Source organism: Stutzerimonas degradans, from assembly GCF_024448505.1.
Taxonomy (GTDB): domain Bacteria; phylum Pseudomonadota; class Gammaproteobacteria; order Pseudomonadales; family Pseudomonadaceae; genus Stutzerimonas; species Stutzerimonas degradans.
In genome coordinates, this window is the sequence record NZ_JAMOHV010000001.1 from 84,279 (window position 1) to 100,346 (window position 16,068).

Below are 16,068 nucleotides of genomic sequence, written 5' to 3' on the forward strand. Positions count from 1 at the left end.
GCGCGGACGGGAGCGTGGCGCCAGCGCGCCACGCCCGGCGTTGCTCAGCTGGCCTTGGCGGCGGCGCTCTTCTGCTCGCGCTCGGCCATGCGCTGCTCCAGCTTGGCCAGCTCCTGGTCGATGCCCTGCAGCTGCGCCTGGCGGTCGCTGTCGGAGAGCTTGCTGTCGGCGGCGACTTCGCTGCGCTTCTTGAACAGTTCCAGCTGGCGGATCGGCAGCAGCTGGTCGTTGTCGGAGGCGCGGAACGGTGCCCACTGCAGCGCGGCGAGAATTTCCTTCTCGGCCGGCTTGGCGCCGTAGCTCATGAAGAACTCGCGCACCCTGTTCTTCTGCTCGTCGCTCAGGTTCTTGCGCCAGACCAGCGGGTCGGCCGGGATCAGCGGCGAGGTCCAGACGATCTTCAGTTGCGCGGCCTTGTCCGGCGCGGTGATCTCCAGGCGCTCCATGCCTTCGCTGTTGAAGGTGCCGACATCGACCTGCTTGTTCGCCACCGACAGCGCGTTCACTTCGTGGCTGCCGTTGAGGCTGCGCTTGAAGGCCTGGCTGGCGTCGACCTTGTTCTTGGCGAACACGTAGTAGCCGGGCACCAGGTAGCCGGAGGTGGAGTTCGGGTCGCCGTTGGCGAAGGTCAGGCTCTTGGCGTTCTTCAGCACGTCCTCGACCGAATTCAGGGCGCTGTCCCTGTGCACGATCAGATGGCTGTAGTAGCCCGGGCTGCCGTTGGCGGCGACCGTCTGGGCGAAGATTTCGCCGCCGGCGCGATCCACCGCCTCCATCGCCGACTTGTTGCCGTACCAGGCCAGATCGACCTTGTCGAAGCGCATGCCCTGGATCACCCCGGCGTAGTCGGGGGCGAAGAAGGCCTTCACCTCGTAGCCGGTCTGCTTGCTCATGTCGGCAAGGAAGGGGTCCCAGACGCTGCGCAGGTTCTGCGAGGACTCGGTGGAAATGATGCCGAAGGTGATGGTCTCGGCGGCCTGAGCGGTACCGGCGAGCGCACCGGCCAGCAGCGTGGAGGCGGCAAGGGCGCGGCTGAAGCGTTTCAACATGGAGATCACTCCTGGGGTGTGGCGTTGGTTGTCGGGTTGGCCTGCGGCTCAGCCGTTGACCAGCTGCAGCTGCCGCGGCTCGGCATTGCGGGCGCGGTCGGAGAACAGCAGGCTGGCGTCCAGATCGGCGCCGTAGAGATCGTTGAGCAGGTGGTCGCTGAGTGCCGCCGAGGGGCCGTCGTAGTGGATGCGGCCGTGCTTGAGCGCCACGGCGCGGGAGCAGTAGCGCAGGGCGTAATCGACCTGATGCAGGGTCACCACCACGGTCTTGCCGTCCTGGCGGTTGATGTCGGCGAGGATTTCCATGACCTTGCGCGCCGACTCCGGGTCGAGCGAGGCGATGGGTTCGTCGGCGAGGATCACCTCGGCCTGCTGGGTCAGCGCACGGGCGATCGCCACCCGCTGCTGCTGGCCGCCGGAGAGCGTCGAGGCACGCTGCGCGGCGCGCTCGGCCAGGCCGACGCGCTCCAGTGCGGCCATGGCCTGGCGCTTCTGCTCGTCGCTGAACATGCCCAGCGATCCGCGCCAGCGCGGCATGCGGCCGAGAAAGCCGAGCAGGACGTTGTCCAGCACGCTGAGGCGGGTGACCAGGTTGAACTGCTGGAAGATGTAGCCGATGTCGGCGCGCAGGCGGCGCACCTCGCCATGCAGTCGGCCGGTGGCCTGTACCTCGCGGCCGAGCACCTCGATGCGCCCGCCGGCGGAGCGGTCGCAGCAGGCCAGTCCGGCCAGGTGGCGCAACAGCGTGGACTTGCCGGAACCGGACGCGCCGATCAGCGCCACCATCTCGCCCGGCTGTATCGCCAGGCCCAGGTCGAACAGCGCCTGCTTGCCGGCGAAGGTCTTGTTCAGTCGCTCGACTCGAATAGCCGCATTCATGTCTTGCCCTCTCGTCTGCGCGGCCGGGGAGGTCGGCCAACTTGTCTAGACGAGAAGGTAGTCAGGCTCTGTTGCAGTCCCGCTAAGCGTCCGTGAACCTGCGATGACCATTCGGTGAAGCTTCGACGGTCAGCGCAGCGGCCAGTCGGCGCACGCAAGGCTTTGCCTTCGCGGCGCGCGCCCCTAAGCTGGTCAGCGAGCTGCCGCGTCGCCTACACGACGGTCGGGCCTGTCAGAAAAGAGGAAGAGCATGAAACAGAAGATCGTATTCATCACCGGCGCCACCTCCGGCTTCGGCCGCGCCACCGCCCGCCGCTTCGCCGAGGCCGGCTGGGCGCTGGTCCTCACCGGGCGGCGCAGCGAGCGTCTGGAAGAACTGCAGGCCGAGCTGTCGGCCAAGGTGCCGGTGCACATCGCCACGCTCGACGTGCGCCACGCCGGCGCGGTGAAGGAGGTGGTCGAGCAGCTGCCCGCCGAATTCCGCCAGATCGATTGCCTGGTCAACAACGCCGGCCTGGCGCTCGCGCCGCAGCCGGCGCAGCAGGTCGATCTCGCCGACTGGCACACCATGATCGACACCAACATCACCGGCCTGGTCAACGTCACCCACGCCCTGCTGCCGACGCTGATCGCCACCGGCGCCGGCGCCAGCATCGTCAACATCGGCTCGGTGGCTGGCCACTGGCCGTATCCGGGCGGCCACGTCTACGGCGCGACCAAGGCCTTCGTCGAGCAGTTCGGCTACAACCTGCGCTGCGACCTGCTCGGCACCGGCGTGCGCGTCACCGACATCGCGCCGGGCATGGCCGAAACCGAATTCACCCTGGTGCGCACCAAGGGCGATCAGGCCGCCAGCGACAAGCTCTACCGCGGCACCACGCCGCTGACCGCCGAGGACATCGCCGAGCAGATCTTCTACGTCGCCACGCTGCCGGATCACATCAACATCAACCGCCTGGAGGTGATGCCGACGCGCCAGGCCTGGTCGCCGTTCAACATCGATCGCGACAAGTAAACCGCCTGCCGCCGACGTGGCGCGGTAGCGCCGCGTCGTCACACCAGATCGGCGTCTTCCTCGGCGGGCAGCTGGTCGGTAACGATCACCCGCGGGTGGCGGCTCTGCTCGTCCTCGATGCGCAGGCCGACGTACTCCGCATCGTGGGCGTCCCAGAAGGCTTCGAGTTGCTGCAGATCGGCCTGGGCGAGCAGCGTCTGCCCGGTGCGTTCGAGAATGACGGAATAGCGGATGTCGGCGTGCATGGAGGTGAGCTCGTGGTGGTGCGGGGTAGGGCTGAACAATGATGTCATTGTGACATTGAGGCATGATGCACGGCCGACCATTCATCGTCCGGCAGATGACAGCCGCCGAACGGCAGGCAAAGCGCATCGCCGGACTGCAAGAAATCCAAGGCGTGCCGATAACCCGCGCAACGGCCATCGGCCAACGCAGTCGCAGGGCAAGACATGAGCAACTCCTACACCGCCGATTCACTGTCGCTTCTTCTCTTCACGCTGCGCAGCGGCAAGCAGATGGCGATCAACCTGCTGAAGGTCAGCGAGATCATCCCGATGCCGCGGCTAACGCGGCTGCCCGAGGCGCATCCGCACATCGAAGGCGTCGCGACCCTGCGCGGCGAGCCGTTGTCGGTGATCGATCTGAGCCAGGCGATCGGCATGGCGCCGCTGGAGGACCCGCGCGGCGGCTGCCTGGTAGTCACCGAGATCAGCCGGCAGAAGCACGGCCTGCACGTGCAGGCGGTGGCGCGGATCGTCAGCTGCGCCACCTCGAAGATCCTGCCGCCGCCCTACGGCGCCAAGGGGCGCTCGTTCATCACCGGCACCGCCGAGGTGGATGGCGAGCTGATCCAGGTGCTGGATATTGAAAAGGTGCTGCATAACATCTCGCCGGCTTCGGCCGAAGCCGATCTGTCCGACCTGAACGTCGAGGATGCGCAGCTGCTCACCGAGACGCGCGCGCTGATCGTCGACGACAGCCAGGTCGCGCGCAGCATGTCGCTGGCTGCGCTGGGCCAGTTGGGCGTGACCTGCCATGCCGTCACCGGCGCGCGCGCCGCGCTGGCCAGGCTCGATGAGCTGCACGGCGGCCCGGAGGAAATCAACGTGGTGGTTTCGGACATCGAGATGCCGGAGATGGACGGCTACGCCTTCACCCAGGCGCTGCGCCAGCACCCGACCTACGCCGGCATTTATGTGCTGCTGCACACCTCGCTGGACAGCACCATCAGCACCGACCGGGCGAAGGCGGTGGGCGCCAACGAGATTCTCACCAAGTTCTCGGTGCCGGAGCTGACGCGCTGCATCCTCAACGCCGCGCGGGCGATCCATCGTCGCTGAGCAGGCCGCGCGGGCTTGCAGGGCAGTGGATGATTAATCCGCGGCGCACTTCGACTACGCCTAATGGATGAGTGGCAGGTGCGTGTCGATCAAGTGCGTCACGGTGGCCTGCCTCTAGAATGCACGTTGTTCCTGCCGCCAGAGTGAAGCCATGAAGGCCATCCCCGATGCAATCTCGCCGCAGCTGCTGCTTCAGGCAGTCGAGCAGGCCTTCAACTCGGTCCTGATCACCGACGCGCAGCCGGCCCCGCACGGCCCGCGGATTCTCTATGCCAATGCCGCGTTCTGCGCACTGTCCGGCTACAGCACCGAGGAACTGGTTGGGCAGACGCCACGCATCCTCCAAGGCCCACTGACCGATCGCGACGTGCTCGACGAGCTGCGCCAGTGCCTGCGCGACGGACGTTTCTTCCATGGCTCGACGGTCAACTACCGCAAGGACGGCGAGCCGTACTGGGTCGAATGGAACATCTCGCCGATTCGCGATGCGCAGGGAACCGTCAGCCACTACGTGTCGGTGCAGCGCGGCTTCTCCGAACTGGTCGCGGCGCAGAACACCAGCCAGTTGCTCTTCGAGGCGCTGGCTGTCTCGCATGACGCGGTGCTGATCACCGACGAGAACGGCGTTATCGAATTCGCCAACCCGGCCTTCGAGGCCATGACCGGCTACGCGGTGGCTGAAGTGCTCGGTCGCACCCCGGCGTTCCTGCGCTCCGGCGAGCACGACGACGCCTTCTACGCCAGCCTCTACGAGAGCCTGCGCGCCGGCCGGCCATTTCATGCGACCTTCGCCGACCGCCACCGCAACGGTCACATCTTTCACGCCGACCAGACCATCTCGCCGGTGCGTGGCCGCGATGACAACCGCACCCACTTCGTCAGCATCATCCGCGACCTGACGGCGCGCGTGCGCCACGAACAGGCGCTGCGTGACGCCGCCTCACTGGACGTGCTGACCGGGCTGTACAACCGCCGCGGCGGCGAAAGCCTGCTCGAGCGCATCTACATCGGCGCGCGCGAGGGTGGCGCGCCCTTTGGGTTGATTCTGGCGGATATCGACCACTTCAAGGCGATCAACGACACCTTCGGCCATCCGGCCGGCGACCGCGTGCTGCAGCGCGTCGGGCGTCTGCTGCGCGCCTGCGTGCGGGCGACCGATGGCGTGGTGCGCTGGGGCGGCGAGGAGTTCATGGTGATCCTGCCGCACTGCGAGCTGCGTGCCGCGATGGAGCAGGCCGAACGGATTCGCGCACGCATCGAACGTACGCCGCAACCGGAGGTGGGGCCGATCACGCTGTCGCTGGGTGTCGCGCAACTGAACGCCGGCGAAACCGTCGCCAGCCTGATCGACCGCACCGACCGCGCGCTGTACGAGGCCAAACGCCAGGGCCGCAATCGCGTCTGCAGCGCCGACTAAGCGGCACGCGAAGTGACGCCATGGCACCGCAGCGGCGTGCATGAGCGCACCGGCCGCGATGCGACGGGTGATGCGTTCGGAAGCAGGAAGAAGTGCTGCTGAGCGCGGCGCTGGCTTCAGGCAAACCAGCGGCGGGAGAGATGGCGCATCCGGCGGGATTCGAACCCACGACCCCTGCCTTCGGAGGGCAGTACTCTATCCAGCTGAGCTACGGATGCGTTGCGGGGCGCAATCATACGCATGTCCTCCGCAGGCGTCCATGCCGGCCGGGGCGCCGTTGTCGGCGCGACGCGGTGCGACCGCCGGACGGCTGCCGGCGTTGCGGACGGCTGTTACCCTTGCGGCCGCACGGCCACGGCGGCCGTGTGGGTTTGGATCGCTGAGGGGGCACGTGGGTCATATCAAACTGTGGGATGCGCCACTGCGGATCTTTCACTGGCTGTTCGCCGCGTCGGTGACGGCTGCCATTGTCACCGGCTGGATCGGCGGCAATCTGATGGTCTGGCACGGCCGCCTCGGTCTGCTGGTACTGGGCTTGCTGGTGTTCCGCCTGCTGTGGGGCTTTGTCGGTTCCACCTATGCACGCTGGTCGCGGATTCTTGCGGCGACGCTCGGCGTGCGCGACTACCTGCAGGACAACTGGCGCGAGGCCGGGCACAACCCGCTCGGCGCGTTCTCGGTACTGGCGATGCTGGGGCTGGTCGGCTTCCAGGTGGGCAGCGGACTGCTGGCGACCGACGACATCGCCTTTCAGGGGCCGCTCTATGCGCTGGTCGACAGCGCGACCAGCGATTGGCTGAGCGGCCTGCATCGCCAGGCCAAGTGGCTGCTGCTGGCGCTGATCGGGCTGCACCTCGCGGCGATCGCCTGGTACGGCTTGGTCAGGCGCAAGCCGCTGGTGCGCGCGATGATCGGCGGGCGCGCCCGGCGTGAGCATCCGGCGCAGCAGGATGCCCGCGGTGGCTCGCTGCTGGCGGCCGCGCTGGCGGTTATCGTGGCGGTGGGGAGCGTATGGGCGGTGCAGGCGGTGGCGGAGCGGATGAAGCCGGCACCCGCCGCCGCGGCGCCCAGTCTGGACTGGTAGGGGGCACGGCCGGTCGCGGCAGGCGACCGGCAGGCCGGAGCGCTTACTCGGCGCGGAATTTGTCGTGGCAGGATTTGCAGCTCCCGCCAACGTCACCGAAGGCCTTCTTGATAGCGGCCTGATCGCCTTCCGCGGCCACCTTGGCCAGCTGGTTGGCGGCCGTGTTGAATTCGCGGCCGATACGCCCGGCTTCGTCGAGGTTCTGGAAGAACTCCGGCTTCAGACGGGTCTTGTCGCCCAGCTGTGCGGTGGTGGTGTCCGGGCTGTAGAGGCTGCCCATGCCGGAGTTGGCGATGGCGGCGATGGCGTTGGCGGCGGCGGCGACCTTGGCCTGATCGTAGGACTCCTCGCCGTCGACCACCTGGGCCTTGATCTTGCCCATGTTCCACGACATGAACTGGTAGCCGGCCTGGCGGGTTTCGACCATTTCTTCCGGTTTCAACTGCGCCTGCGCGGCGGTGCTGAGCAGCAGAACGGCAGTCGCGACGCCTGTCATCAATGCTTTCACGAATAGCTCCATTTATCGGTCAACGGTATGCGGCGGCCTGGCCGCCGGCGCGTGACTATACCGTGCGGGGTGGCCGGCAATGGGTAACAAGGCGTAACAGACGCGCCCGTGCATCAGACCGGTCAATGGCAGGACAACGCCGCGCGCCATGAACTTGCCGGCCGGCTGGCCGCGGTCCTAGCATGACCATTCGCAGTAACGAAGCGGCAGGAACCGGACGCCCGAGGACGGTTCAGATCATCGTCGCGTTAGCCAAATTTTCCGCAGCGGGCCTGCCGCTACGATGTCCGAGGAGACTGCCATGCAACTCAAAGACCCCGCGCTGTTCCGCCAGCAGGCCTATATCGATGGCGCCTGGCTGGATGCCGACAGCGGCCAGACCATCAGCGTGAACAATCCGGCCACTGGCGAGATTCTCGGTACGGTGCCGAAGATGGGCGCCGCCGAGACCCGCCGCGCCATCGAGGCCGCCGAGCGGGCGCTGCCGGCCTGGCGCGAGCTGACCGCCAAGGAGCGTTCGCAGAAGCTGCGCCGCTGGTTCGAACTGCTGATGGAAAATCAGGACGACCTCGGCCGGCTGATGACGCTGGAGCAGGGCAAGCCGCTGGCCGAGGCCAAGGGCGAGATCGCCTACGCCGCCTCGTTCATCGAGTGGTTTGCCGAGGAAGCCAAGCGCATCTACGGCGACACCATTCCCGGCCATCAGAAAGACAAGCGCATCATCGTCATCAAGCAGCCGATCGGCGTGACCGCGGCGATCACTCCGTGGAACTTCCCCTCGGCGATGATCACCCGCAAGGCCGGCCCGGCACTGGCGGCTGGCTGCACCATGGTGATCAAGCCGGCCTCGCAGACGCCATTCTCGGCGCTGGCGCTGGTCGCGCTGGCGGAGCGCGCCGGCATTCCCAAGGGCGTGCTCAGCGTGGTCACCGGCTCGGCCGGCGACATCGGCAACGAGCTGACCGCCAACCCCAAGGTGCGCAAGATTTCCTTCACCGGCTCCACCGAAGTCGGCGCCAGGCTGATGGAGCAGTGCGCGCCGGGCATCAAGAAGGTTTCCCTGGAGCTGGGCGGCAATGCGCCGTTCATCGTCTTCGACGATGCCGACCTCGACGAGGCGGTGAAGGGCGCCATGCAGTCCAAGTACCGCAACGCCGGGCAGACCTGCGTGTGCGTCAACCGCATCTATGTGCAGGACGGCGTGTATGACGCCTTCGCCGAGAAATTCCAGGCGGCGGTGGCCAAGCTGCGGATCGGCAACGGCCTGGAAGAGGGCACCGACATCGGCCCGCTGATCGACGATCGCGCCGCCGCCAAGGTGCGCGAGCACATCGAGGATGCCGTCGCCCAGGGCGCGCGGCTGGTAGCCGGTGGGCAGGCGCATTCGCTGGGCGGCAGCTATTTCGAGCCGAGCGTGCTGGTCGATGTGCCGGACAGCGCCAAGGTGGCCAAGGAAGAGACCTTCGGCCCGCTGGCGCCGCTGTTCCGCTTCAAGGACGAGGCCGAGGTGATCGCCAAGGCGAACGACACCGAGTTCGGCCTGGCTTCCTACTTCTACGCCCGCGATCTGGGCCGGGTGTTCCGCGTCGCCGAGGCGCTGGAGTACGGCATGGTCGGCATCAACACCGGGCTGATCTCCACCGAAGTGGCGCCGTTCGGCGGGGTGAAGTCGTCCGGCCTCGGCCGCGAAGGCTCCAAGTACGGCATCGAGGACTACCTGGAGATCAAGTACCTCTGCATGGCGCTCTAGCCTGCGACAGCCCGTCCCGTCCGGCGGGCTGGCTCTTTGCCATCTATACGGTCAGAATCGCTGCCCCGCGCGTCGTTGCCTGTCATCGGCGACGCGCTGCAGCTGCCCGTCCGCTTGCTAGGCTGGCAGTGTCTTCCAGCGAGCAGCGCAGTGAGCATCTCGGCCCAAGTTTCCTTCGTCCTCGTCGCCTACAACGAGCCCTGGCGGGCGGATCAGCTGTGCCAGCTGGTGCGTGCATTGCGTCCCGGCACGCGCGTGGTGCCGGTGGGTGATGGCCATGCGGCGCTGGCGACCTGCAAGCGTCAGGTGCCGAGCCTGCTGATCATCGATGGCGAACTCGATGGCCTCGACGGCCGCCAGCTGCTGCGCGAGCTGCGCCGGCACGGGCCGACCCAGCGGCTGCCCTGCGTGCTGATCAGCGCGCGCACCGATACCGCCAGCGTGCGCACCGTGCTGCCGCTGGCGCCGGCGGCCTATCTCGGTAAACCCTACGATCTCGACGACTTGCGCCTGCGCCTGGACCGGCTGCTGCCACGCTCGGCCGGCGGCGGCGTGGTGGCTGTGGCCGAGTCGGACAGCCTGGACCACTTCCTCGAACGCATGCGCCAGCACAACCGTGGCGCGCCGCTGCAGCAACCGCTGCTGCAGGCCCTGCAGCGCCTGCAGGGTGGCGATCAGGACCCTGGCGAGCTGGCCGAGCTGCTGGCGCGCGATCCGCAGGCCACCGCGCGGCTGATCAGCCTCGCCAATGCCAGCGACGCCCAGCAGACGGCGCCCTGTCTGAGCCTGGCGCAGGCGCAGCAGCGTCTGGGTACGCTGCGCAGCCAGCAACTGGTGACCGAGCTGGCGCTGCAGCACAACGCCTGGCTGGCCGAGCCGCGACTGGCCGAGCTGACCGCGCAGCTCGGCGCCCAGGCGCTGCGCACCGCGCGCCTGGCGAGCTGGCTGGCGCATCAGCTCCGGCTCGACGAGGCGCTGTGCTACACCGCCGGCCTGCTGCAGAACCTCGGTGAACTGACGCTGCTGCGCAGCCTGCAGGAGTGGCTCGACAGCGGTGGCGAGCTGGACGAGGCGGCCGTGCAACGCAGTCTGCGCGAACGTGCCGCGGGCTTCGGTTCGGCGTTGCGCGCGCACTGGCGCCTGCCGCTGGAGCTGCGCCAGGTGATCAGCGCCTACTACGCGCTGGGCGCCGGCGTGCTGCGCCGCGAGGCGCTGGTCCTCAACCTCGCACGCCTGCTGCTCGAACTGCCGGCCGAGGCCGATGCGAGCCGTCTGGCAGACGAACGCAGCGTGCGCCTGCTGCGTCTCGACCCCGTGCTGCTGGCCCGCGCGCCTCGCCACGCCATTCAGGGCTGAGCCCACGGCGCTGTGGCGCCTTATTCAGTGGGTCAATAACGCTCAGCTTGCTGCCATTGAGCCGCCACGGCGCGCGGTTGCGCGGCTATTTTTCCTGGGCTGCGCGTGCTATCGACACGAATAAATGACTCGCATATTCTGCAGTGCGAAACATGATTCCGTGAAATAACAAATCCAATCAGTACAGCGGAGGCCAGCATGACGGACGTCGTACGGCTCGAACGACTGGGCGCCATCGCGCTCGTCACGGTCAACAACCCACCGGTCAATGCGCTCGGCGTGGCGGTCCGTCAGGGACTGCTGCACGCCCTGCGCGCCGCCGAGGCGGACGCAGAGGTGCGCGCGGTGGCGCTGGTCTGCGCCGGCAACACCTTCTTCGCCGGTGCCGATATCAAGGAGTTCGGCCAGCCGCCGCAGGCGCCGGCGCTGCCGGAAGTCATCGCCGCCATCGAGGCCTGCACCAAGCCCTGCGTCGCGGCGATCCACGGCACGGCGCTGGGCGGCGGGCTGGAAGTGGCGCTGGGCTGCCATTACCGCATCGCCCGTGCGGACGCCAAGGTCGGCCTGCCGGAAGTGAAGCTGGGCCTGCTGCCCGGCGCCGGCGGCACCCAGCGCTTGCCGCGCCTGGCCGGTGTGGCCAAGGCGCTGGAGATGATCGTCGGCGGCCAGCCGATCGGCGCGGCCGAGGCGCTGGAGCATCGCATCGTCGATGAACTGTTCGACGGTGACCCGCGCGCGGCCGCGCTGGCCTACGCGCAGCGGCTGCTCGACGAGGGCCGCGGCCCGCGCCGCACCGGTGAGCTGAGCGTTCCCGGCACCGACAGCGCCGAGCTGATCGCCGCCCGGCACGCCGAGGTGGCCAAGCGCACGCCCGGCCTGTTCGCACCGCTGCGCTGCATCGCCGCGGTGGATGCCGCGACCCGTTTGCCGCTCGCCGAAGGGCTCGAGCGCGAGCGTCAGCTGTTCCTCGAATGCCTGCATTCGCCGCAGCGCGCGGCACTGGTGCATGCCTTCTTCGCCGAACGCCAGGCTAGCAAGATCGCCGATCTGCCGGCCGCGACCCGCCCGCGTGAGATCGCCACGGCGGCGGTGATCGGCGGCGGCACCATGGGCGTCGGCATCGCCCTGTGCTTCGCCAACGCCGGCGTGCCGGTGAAGCTGCTGGAGGTCGGCGAGGAAGCGTTGCAGCGTGCGCTGCAACGCGCCCGCGACACCTGTGCCGTAAGTGTCCGGCGCGGCAGCCTGAGCGAGTCGGAGATGGAGCGGCGTCTGGCGCTGATCGCGGGCGTCACCGATTACGCCGCGCTGGCCGAGGTCGATCTGGTGGTCGAGGCGGTGTTCGAGGACATGGCCGTCAAGCAGCAGGTCTTCGAGCGGCTCGATGCGGTGTGCAAGCCCGGCGCGATCCTCGCCTCGAATACCTCGTCGCTCGACCTCAACCAGATCGCCGCCTTCACCCGGCGCCCCGAGGACGTGGTCGGCCTGCACTTCTTCAGCCCGGCCAACGTCATGCGCCTGCTGGAAGTGGTGCGCGGCGCGCGGACCAGCCACGCGGTGCTGGCCACCGCGATGGCCATCGGCAAGCGCCTGAAGAAGGTCGCGGTGGTGGTCGGCGTCTGCGACGGCTTCGTCGGCAACCGCATGCTGTTCCAGTACGGCCGCGAGGCGGAATTCCTGCTGGAGGAAGGTGCCACGCCGCAGCAGGTCGACGGCGCGCTACGCACGTTCGGCATGGCCATGGGGCCGTTCGCCGTGCGCGACCTGTCGGGCCTGGACATCGGCCAGGCGATCCGCAAGCGCCAGCGCGCGATCCTGCCGGCGCACCTGACGTTCCCGACGGTGGCCGACCGCCTCTGTGCCGCCGGCATGCTCGGGCAGAAGACCGGCGTCGGCTACTACCGCTACGAGCCCGGCAACCGCACGCCGCTGGAGAACCCGGCGCTGGCGCCGGTGCTGGAAGCCGCCTCGCGCGAGAAGGGCCTCGAACGCCAGACGCTGGACGAGCGCTACATCGTCGAGCGCTGCCTCTACGCGCTGGTCAACGAGGGCGCGAAGATCCTCGAAGAGGGCATCGCCCAGCGCTCCAGCGACATCGATCTCATCTACCTCAACGGCTATGGCTTCCCGGCCTGGCGCGGCGGGCCGATGTTCTATGCCGACAGCGTCGGCCTGGACAAGGTGCTGGCCACGGTGAAGGAACTGCACGCACGTTGCGGCGACTGGTGGAAACCGGCACCGCTGCTGGAAAAGCTGGCCGCCGAGGGGCGGACCTTTTCGGGCTGGCAGCCCGCGCATCACTCAGGAGAACAGGCATGAACGTCAACTACACGGCCGAAGAGCTCGCCTTCCGCGACGAAGTACGCGCCTTCCTGAAAAGCGAGCTGCCGGCGGATATCGCCGCCAAGGTCAAGCTCGGCAAGCACATGTCCAAGGAAGATCACCAGCGCTGGCAGCAGATCCTGGTCAAGCGCGGCTGGTATGCGCCGGGCTGGCCGGTGGAGCTGGGCGGCACCAGCTGGGGCCCGGTGGAAAAGCACATCTTCGACGAGGAGTGCGCCGCCTTCGGGGCGCCGCGTACCGTGCCCTTCGGCGTCAACATGGTCGCCCCGGTGATCATCAAGTTCGGCACCCAGCAGCAGATCGACCACTACCTGCCGCGCATCCTCTCCGGCGAGGACTGGTGGTGCCAGGGCTATTCCGAGCCCGGTGCCGGTTCCGACCTGGCCAGCCTCAAGACCCGCGCTGTGCGTGATGGCGACCACTACGTGGTCAACGGCCAGAAGACCTGGACCACCCTCGGTCAGCACGCCAACATGATCTTCTGCCTGGTGCGCACCGACCCCGAGGCCCAGCAGCAGCGCGGCATCAGCTTCCTGCTGATCGACATGCAGAGCCCGGGCATCAGTGTGCGGCCGATCATCACCCTGGACGGCGACCACGAGGTCAACGAAGTCTTCTTCGACAACGTCCGCGTGCCGGTGGAAAACCTTGTCGGTGAGGAAAACCAGGGTTGGACCTGCGCCAAGTACCTGCTGACCCACGAGCGCACGGGCCTGGCCGGCATCGGCTCGTCCAAGGCGGTGCTGGCGCACCTCAAGCGCATCGCCATGCAGGAAGTCTGCGACGGCAAGCCGATGCTCGAAGACCCGCTGTTCCGCGCTCAGGTCGCCGAGGTCGAGATGCAGCTGATGGCCATCGAGATGAGCACCCTGCGCATCCTCGCGGCAGCGAAGGAGGGCGGCGTACCCGGCGCCGAGTCGTCGATCCTCAAGATCAAGGGCACCGAGATCCGTCAGGCGATCACTCACCTCTTGCGCAAGGTCATCGGTCCCTACGCGTTGCCGTTCCTCGAAGAGGAGCTGCAGCTGGACTACGACGGTGAGCTCTTGCACGCCGACTACAGCGCGTCGCTGGCCGGCGACTACTTCAACATGCGCAAGCTGTCGATCTTCGGCGGCTCCAACGAAATCCAGAAGAACATCGTCTCGAAGATGATTCTCGAGCTGTAAGGGGGCAACGCCATGGACTTCAAACTGACCGAAGAGCAGCAGATGCTGCAAGACACCGCGGCGCGTCTGGTGCGTGACGCCTACCCGTTCGAACAGCGCGAGAAGTTCAGCGAGTCCGAGCTGGGCTTTTCCGCCGAATTCTGGTCGCAGCTGGGCGAACTGGGCCTGACCGCGGTGCCGTTCTCCGAGGACATCGGCGGCTTTGGTGGTAGCGGCGTGGAAACCATGCTGGTCATGACCGAACTGGGTCGCGGCCTGACGCTGGAGCCGTATCTGCAATCGGTGATCCTCGCGGGTGGCCTGATCAACCAGCTCGGTTCCGACGCGCAGAAGCAGGACCTGCTGCCGCAGCTCGCCGCCGGTTCGCTGCAACTGGCGGTCGCCTTCGACGAGCCGCAGAGCCACTACAACCTGAACGATGTACAGACTCGCGCCGAAGCGGTCGACGGCGGCTATCGTCTGAACGGCCGCAAGGCCGTGGTCATCGGCGGGCACAGCGCCGGGCAGATCATCGTCTCCGCGCGCAGTGCCGGCGACAGCCGCGATGAAGCCGGCATCAGCCTGTTCCTGATCGACCCGAACGCCGCCGGCGTCAGTCGTCGCGTCTACCCGACCATTGACGGGCGCAAGGGCTGCGACTTGTTCCTCGACAACGTGCAGGTCGGTGCCGATGCGCTGCTTGGCGAGCTGGGCAATGGGTTGCCCGCGATGCGCTACCAGCAGGGCCGCGCCATCGCTGCGCAGTGCGCCGATGCGCTGGGCAGCATGCAGGAAGCCTGCAAGCTGACCCTCGACTACCTGAAGACGCGCAAGCAGTTCGGCGTGCCGATCGGCAAGTTCCAGGTCCTGCAGCACCGCATGGTGGACATGCAGACCGAGCTGGAGCAGGCCACCAGCATGGCGATCCTCGCCGCGACCTTTGCCGATGGCGAAGACACCGATGAGCGCCGCCGCATCATCGCCGCCGCCAAATACATCTGCGCCCGCGCCGCGCGCAAGGTGGCCGAGGAAGCCATCCAGCTGCACGGCGGCATCGGCATGACCTGGGAATACAACCTCGCCCATCACGCCAAGCGCCTGGTGATGATCGCCCACCAGTTCGGTGACGACGATCATCACCTGAAGGCCTATGCGAAGTTGCTGCAGGTGGCCTGAAGGCGGCGGCCGGCCGTAGGGTGGAAAACGCCGAAGGCTTTTCCACCGATCTACACCGAGCCGGTGGAAAATCGCGGTGCGAGTTTTCCACCCTACGCCCGGCGAATCAGGCCGGCGCCAGCGTTGGCAGCAGGTGCGGCTCCCACAGCGCTTCGCGCAGCGTCGGACGGAAGAAGCCGAAGTGGCCGATGCGCTCCACGCCGACATCGCGCGGCGCGATGCGGTGCATGGTCTTCGGCGCTGAGCGGTAGAAGCCGTGCAGCGAGGCGGTGTTCTGCGCCGACATCATCTCGTCGTCGCTGAACGACAGCGACACCAGCGGCGTGGTCACGGCATTGAAGGCGCGCTGCATCGGCTCGCCCTCGGCGCCCACCAGGTACTCCGGGTGCAGACACCAGCGCCGCCACTGGCGGATCACCCCGGCCGGCAGATCGCCGACGGCGCCGATGCGCTTGCCCGGGAAGTAACCGAACAGCGGCGTCAGCACCGGCGCCAGGCCGTGCCACAGCAGCCAGGCCTGCCGGCGGATCTGCGGGCTGTTGTCGCGCCAGTAACCGCTACCGGCAGCGACGGTGATGATCCGCGCGATGCGCTGGTGCCCTTCCACCAGTGGCAGGATCTGCGCGCCCAGGCTATGGCCCAGCCAGAACAGCGGCAGATCGCCGGCGGCCGCCGCGACCGCATCGAGCACCGCGCTGCCATCATCGCGGCCCCAATCACTCACGTTCACCTCCAGCTCGCGTAGCGAGCCGGGCAGCGATTCACCGATGCCCAGGTAGTCGAAGGTGACGGTCAGATAGCCGCGCTCGGCCAGCCAGCTGGCGAAGTCACGGTAGAAGCGCTGCGGCACGCCGATGGCCGGCGCGATCAGCACGGCACCCAGCGGCTCGCCGCGCGGCGCGTACCAGCGGCTGGCCAGCGGGCGACCCTTGCGGTTTTCCAGGGTGCGTGGCTGGAATTCGGGTGCGGTCATTGTTGTTCTCCGAGGCGACGGGTGCGTGGCAGT

At 67.7% G+C, this 16,068-nt stretch carries 14 protein-coding genes and 1 tRNA gene; 9 read left to right on the forward strand and 6 right to left on the reverse strand.

What is annotated here, in order from left to right:
• Positions 1-44 precede the first annotated feature (44 nt).
• Both phnD and phnC read right to left on the reverse strand, forming a co-directional pair.
• On the reverse strand, positions 45-1,049 hold the full coding sequence (gene phnD / locus NAV27_RS00455) for a phosphonate ABC transporter substrate-binding protein (protein WP_102828116.1): 1,005 nt from the start codon (positions 1,047-1,049) through the stop codon (positions 45-47).
• 48 nt (positions 1,050-1,097) lie between these two features.
• Positions 1,098-1,928, reverse strand: coding sequence for a phosphonate ABC transporter ATP-binding protein (phnC, locus tag NAV27_RS00460; RefSeq protein ID WP_102828115.1), 831 nt, complete (start codon positions 1,926-1,928; stop codon positions 1,098-1,100).
• A gap of 250 nt (positions 1,929-2,178) precedes the next feature.
• Between phnC and NAV27_RS00465 the strand changes: the two genes are divergently transcribed.
• Positions 2,179-2,943 carry an SDR family oxidoreductase gene (locus NAV27_RS00465; RefSeq protein WP_102828114.1) on the forward strand — a complete coding sequence of 255 codons (765 nt, stop codon included), beginning with the start codon at positions 2,179-2,181 and terminating at the stop codon, positions 2,941-2,943.
• 38 nt (positions 2,944-2,981) lie between these two features.
• Here NAV27_RS00465 and NAV27_RS00470 read toward each other — a convergent pair whose 3' ends face one another.
• The gene (locus tag NAV27_RS00470) at positions 2,982-3,188 is read right to left on the reverse strand and encodes a hypothetical protein (RefSeq protein WP_054094303.1); all 207 of its coding nucleotides are present in this window, start codon (positions 3,186-3,188) and stop codon (positions 2,982-2,984) included.
• Between the two features lie 204 nt (positions 3,189-3,392).
• On the opposite strand from NAV27_RS00470, the gene NAV27_RS00475 reads away from it, so the two are divergent.
• Together NAV27_RS00475 and NAV27_RS00480 are read left to right on the forward strand one after the other, a co-directional pair.
• On the forward strand, positions 3,393-4,283 hold the full coding sequence (locus tag NAV27_RS00475) for a chemotaxis protein CheV (RefSeq protein ID WP_043295065.1): 891 nt from the start codon (positions 3,393-3,395) through the stop codon (positions 4,281-4,283).
• A gap of 151 nt (positions 4,284-4,434) precedes the next feature.
• A complete protein-coding gene (locus NAV27_RS00480; protein ID WP_102828113.1) occupies positions 4,435-5,700 on the forward strand; it encodes a sensor domain-containing diguanylate cyclase in 1,266 nt (421 codons plus the stop codon).
• A 141-nt stretch (positions 5,701-5,841) separates the two neighbouring features.
• On the opposite strand, the gene NAV27_RS00485 is transcribed toward NAV27_RS00480, so the two are convergent.
• Positions 5,842-5,918: transfer RNA gene (locus NAV27_RS00485), tRNA-Arg, on the reverse strand.
• Positions 5,919-5,959: 41 nt separating this feature from the next.
• Here NAV27_RS00485 and NAV27_RS00490 point away from each other — a divergent pair.
• Complete coding sequence (locus NAV27_RS00490) at positions 5,960-6,784, forward strand: cytochrome b/b6 domain-containing protein (protein WP_305127956.1); 825 nt, start codon at positions 5,960-5,962, stop codon at positions 6,782-6,784.
• A 43-nt stretch (positions 6,785-6,827) separates the two neighbouring features.
• Here NAV27_RS00490 and NAV27_RS00495 read toward each other — a convergent pair whose 3' ends face one another.
• Positions 6,828-7,280, reverse strand: a complete 453-nt coding sequence (locus NAV27_RS00495) for a c-type cytochrome (RefSeq protein WP_008569221.1) — start codon at positions 7,278-7,280, stop codon at positions 6,828-6,830.
• Positions 7,281-7,593: 313 nt separating this feature from the next.
• Between NAV27_RS00495 and gabD the strand changes: the two genes are divergently transcribed.
• From gabD to NAV27_RS00520, 5 genes are all read left to right on the forward strand, one after another.
• Entirely contained in the window at positions 7,594-9,042 is a 1,449-nt protein-coding gene (gabD, locus tag NAV27_RS00500) for an NADP-dependent succinate-semialdehyde dehydrogenase (protein ID WP_102828111.1), read from the forward strand.
• A 150-nt stretch (positions 9,043-9,192) separates the two neighbouring features.
• A complete protein-coding gene (locus tag NAV27_RS00505) occupies positions 9,193-10,398 on the forward strand; it encodes an HDOD domain-containing protein (protein WP_102828110.1) in 1,206 nt (401 codons plus the stop codon).
• A 198-nt stretch (positions 10,399-10,596) separates the two neighbouring features.
• Positions 10,597-12,714 carry a 3-hydroxyacyl-CoA dehydrogenase NAD-binding domain-containing protein gene (locus tag NAV27_RS00510; protein ID WP_102828109.1) on the forward strand — a complete coding sequence of 706 codons (2,118 nt, stop codon included), beginning with the start codon at positions 10,597-10,599 and terminating at the stop codon, positions 12,712-12,714.
• On the forward strand, positions 12,711-13,907 hold the full coding sequence (locus tag NAV27_RS00515) for an acyl-CoA dehydrogenase family protein (RefSeq protein ID WP_102828108.1): 1,197 nt from the start codon (positions 12,711-12,713) through the stop codon (positions 13,905-13,907). The genes NAV27_RS00510 and NAV27_RS00515 overlap by 4 nt, the downstream gene beginning before the upstream one ends.
• 12 nt (positions 13,908-13,919) lie before the next feature.
• Positions 13,920-15,062 (forward strand): acyl-CoA dehydrogenase family protein, encoded by a 1,143-nt coding sequence (locus NAV27_RS00520; RefSeq protein WP_102828107.1) that lies wholly within the window; start codon positions 13,920-13,922, stop codon positions 15,060-15,062.
• A 106-nt stretch (positions 15,063-15,168) separates the two neighbouring features.
• Here the strand turns inward: NAV27_RS00520 and NAV27_RS00525 are convergent, their stop codons facing one another.
• A complete protein-coding gene (locus NAV27_RS00525) occupies positions 15,169-16,035 on the reverse strand; it encodes an alpha/beta hydrolase family protein (protein ID WP_102828106.1) in 867 nt (288 codons plus the stop codon).
• Positions 16,036-16,068: the final 33 nt, after the last annotated feature.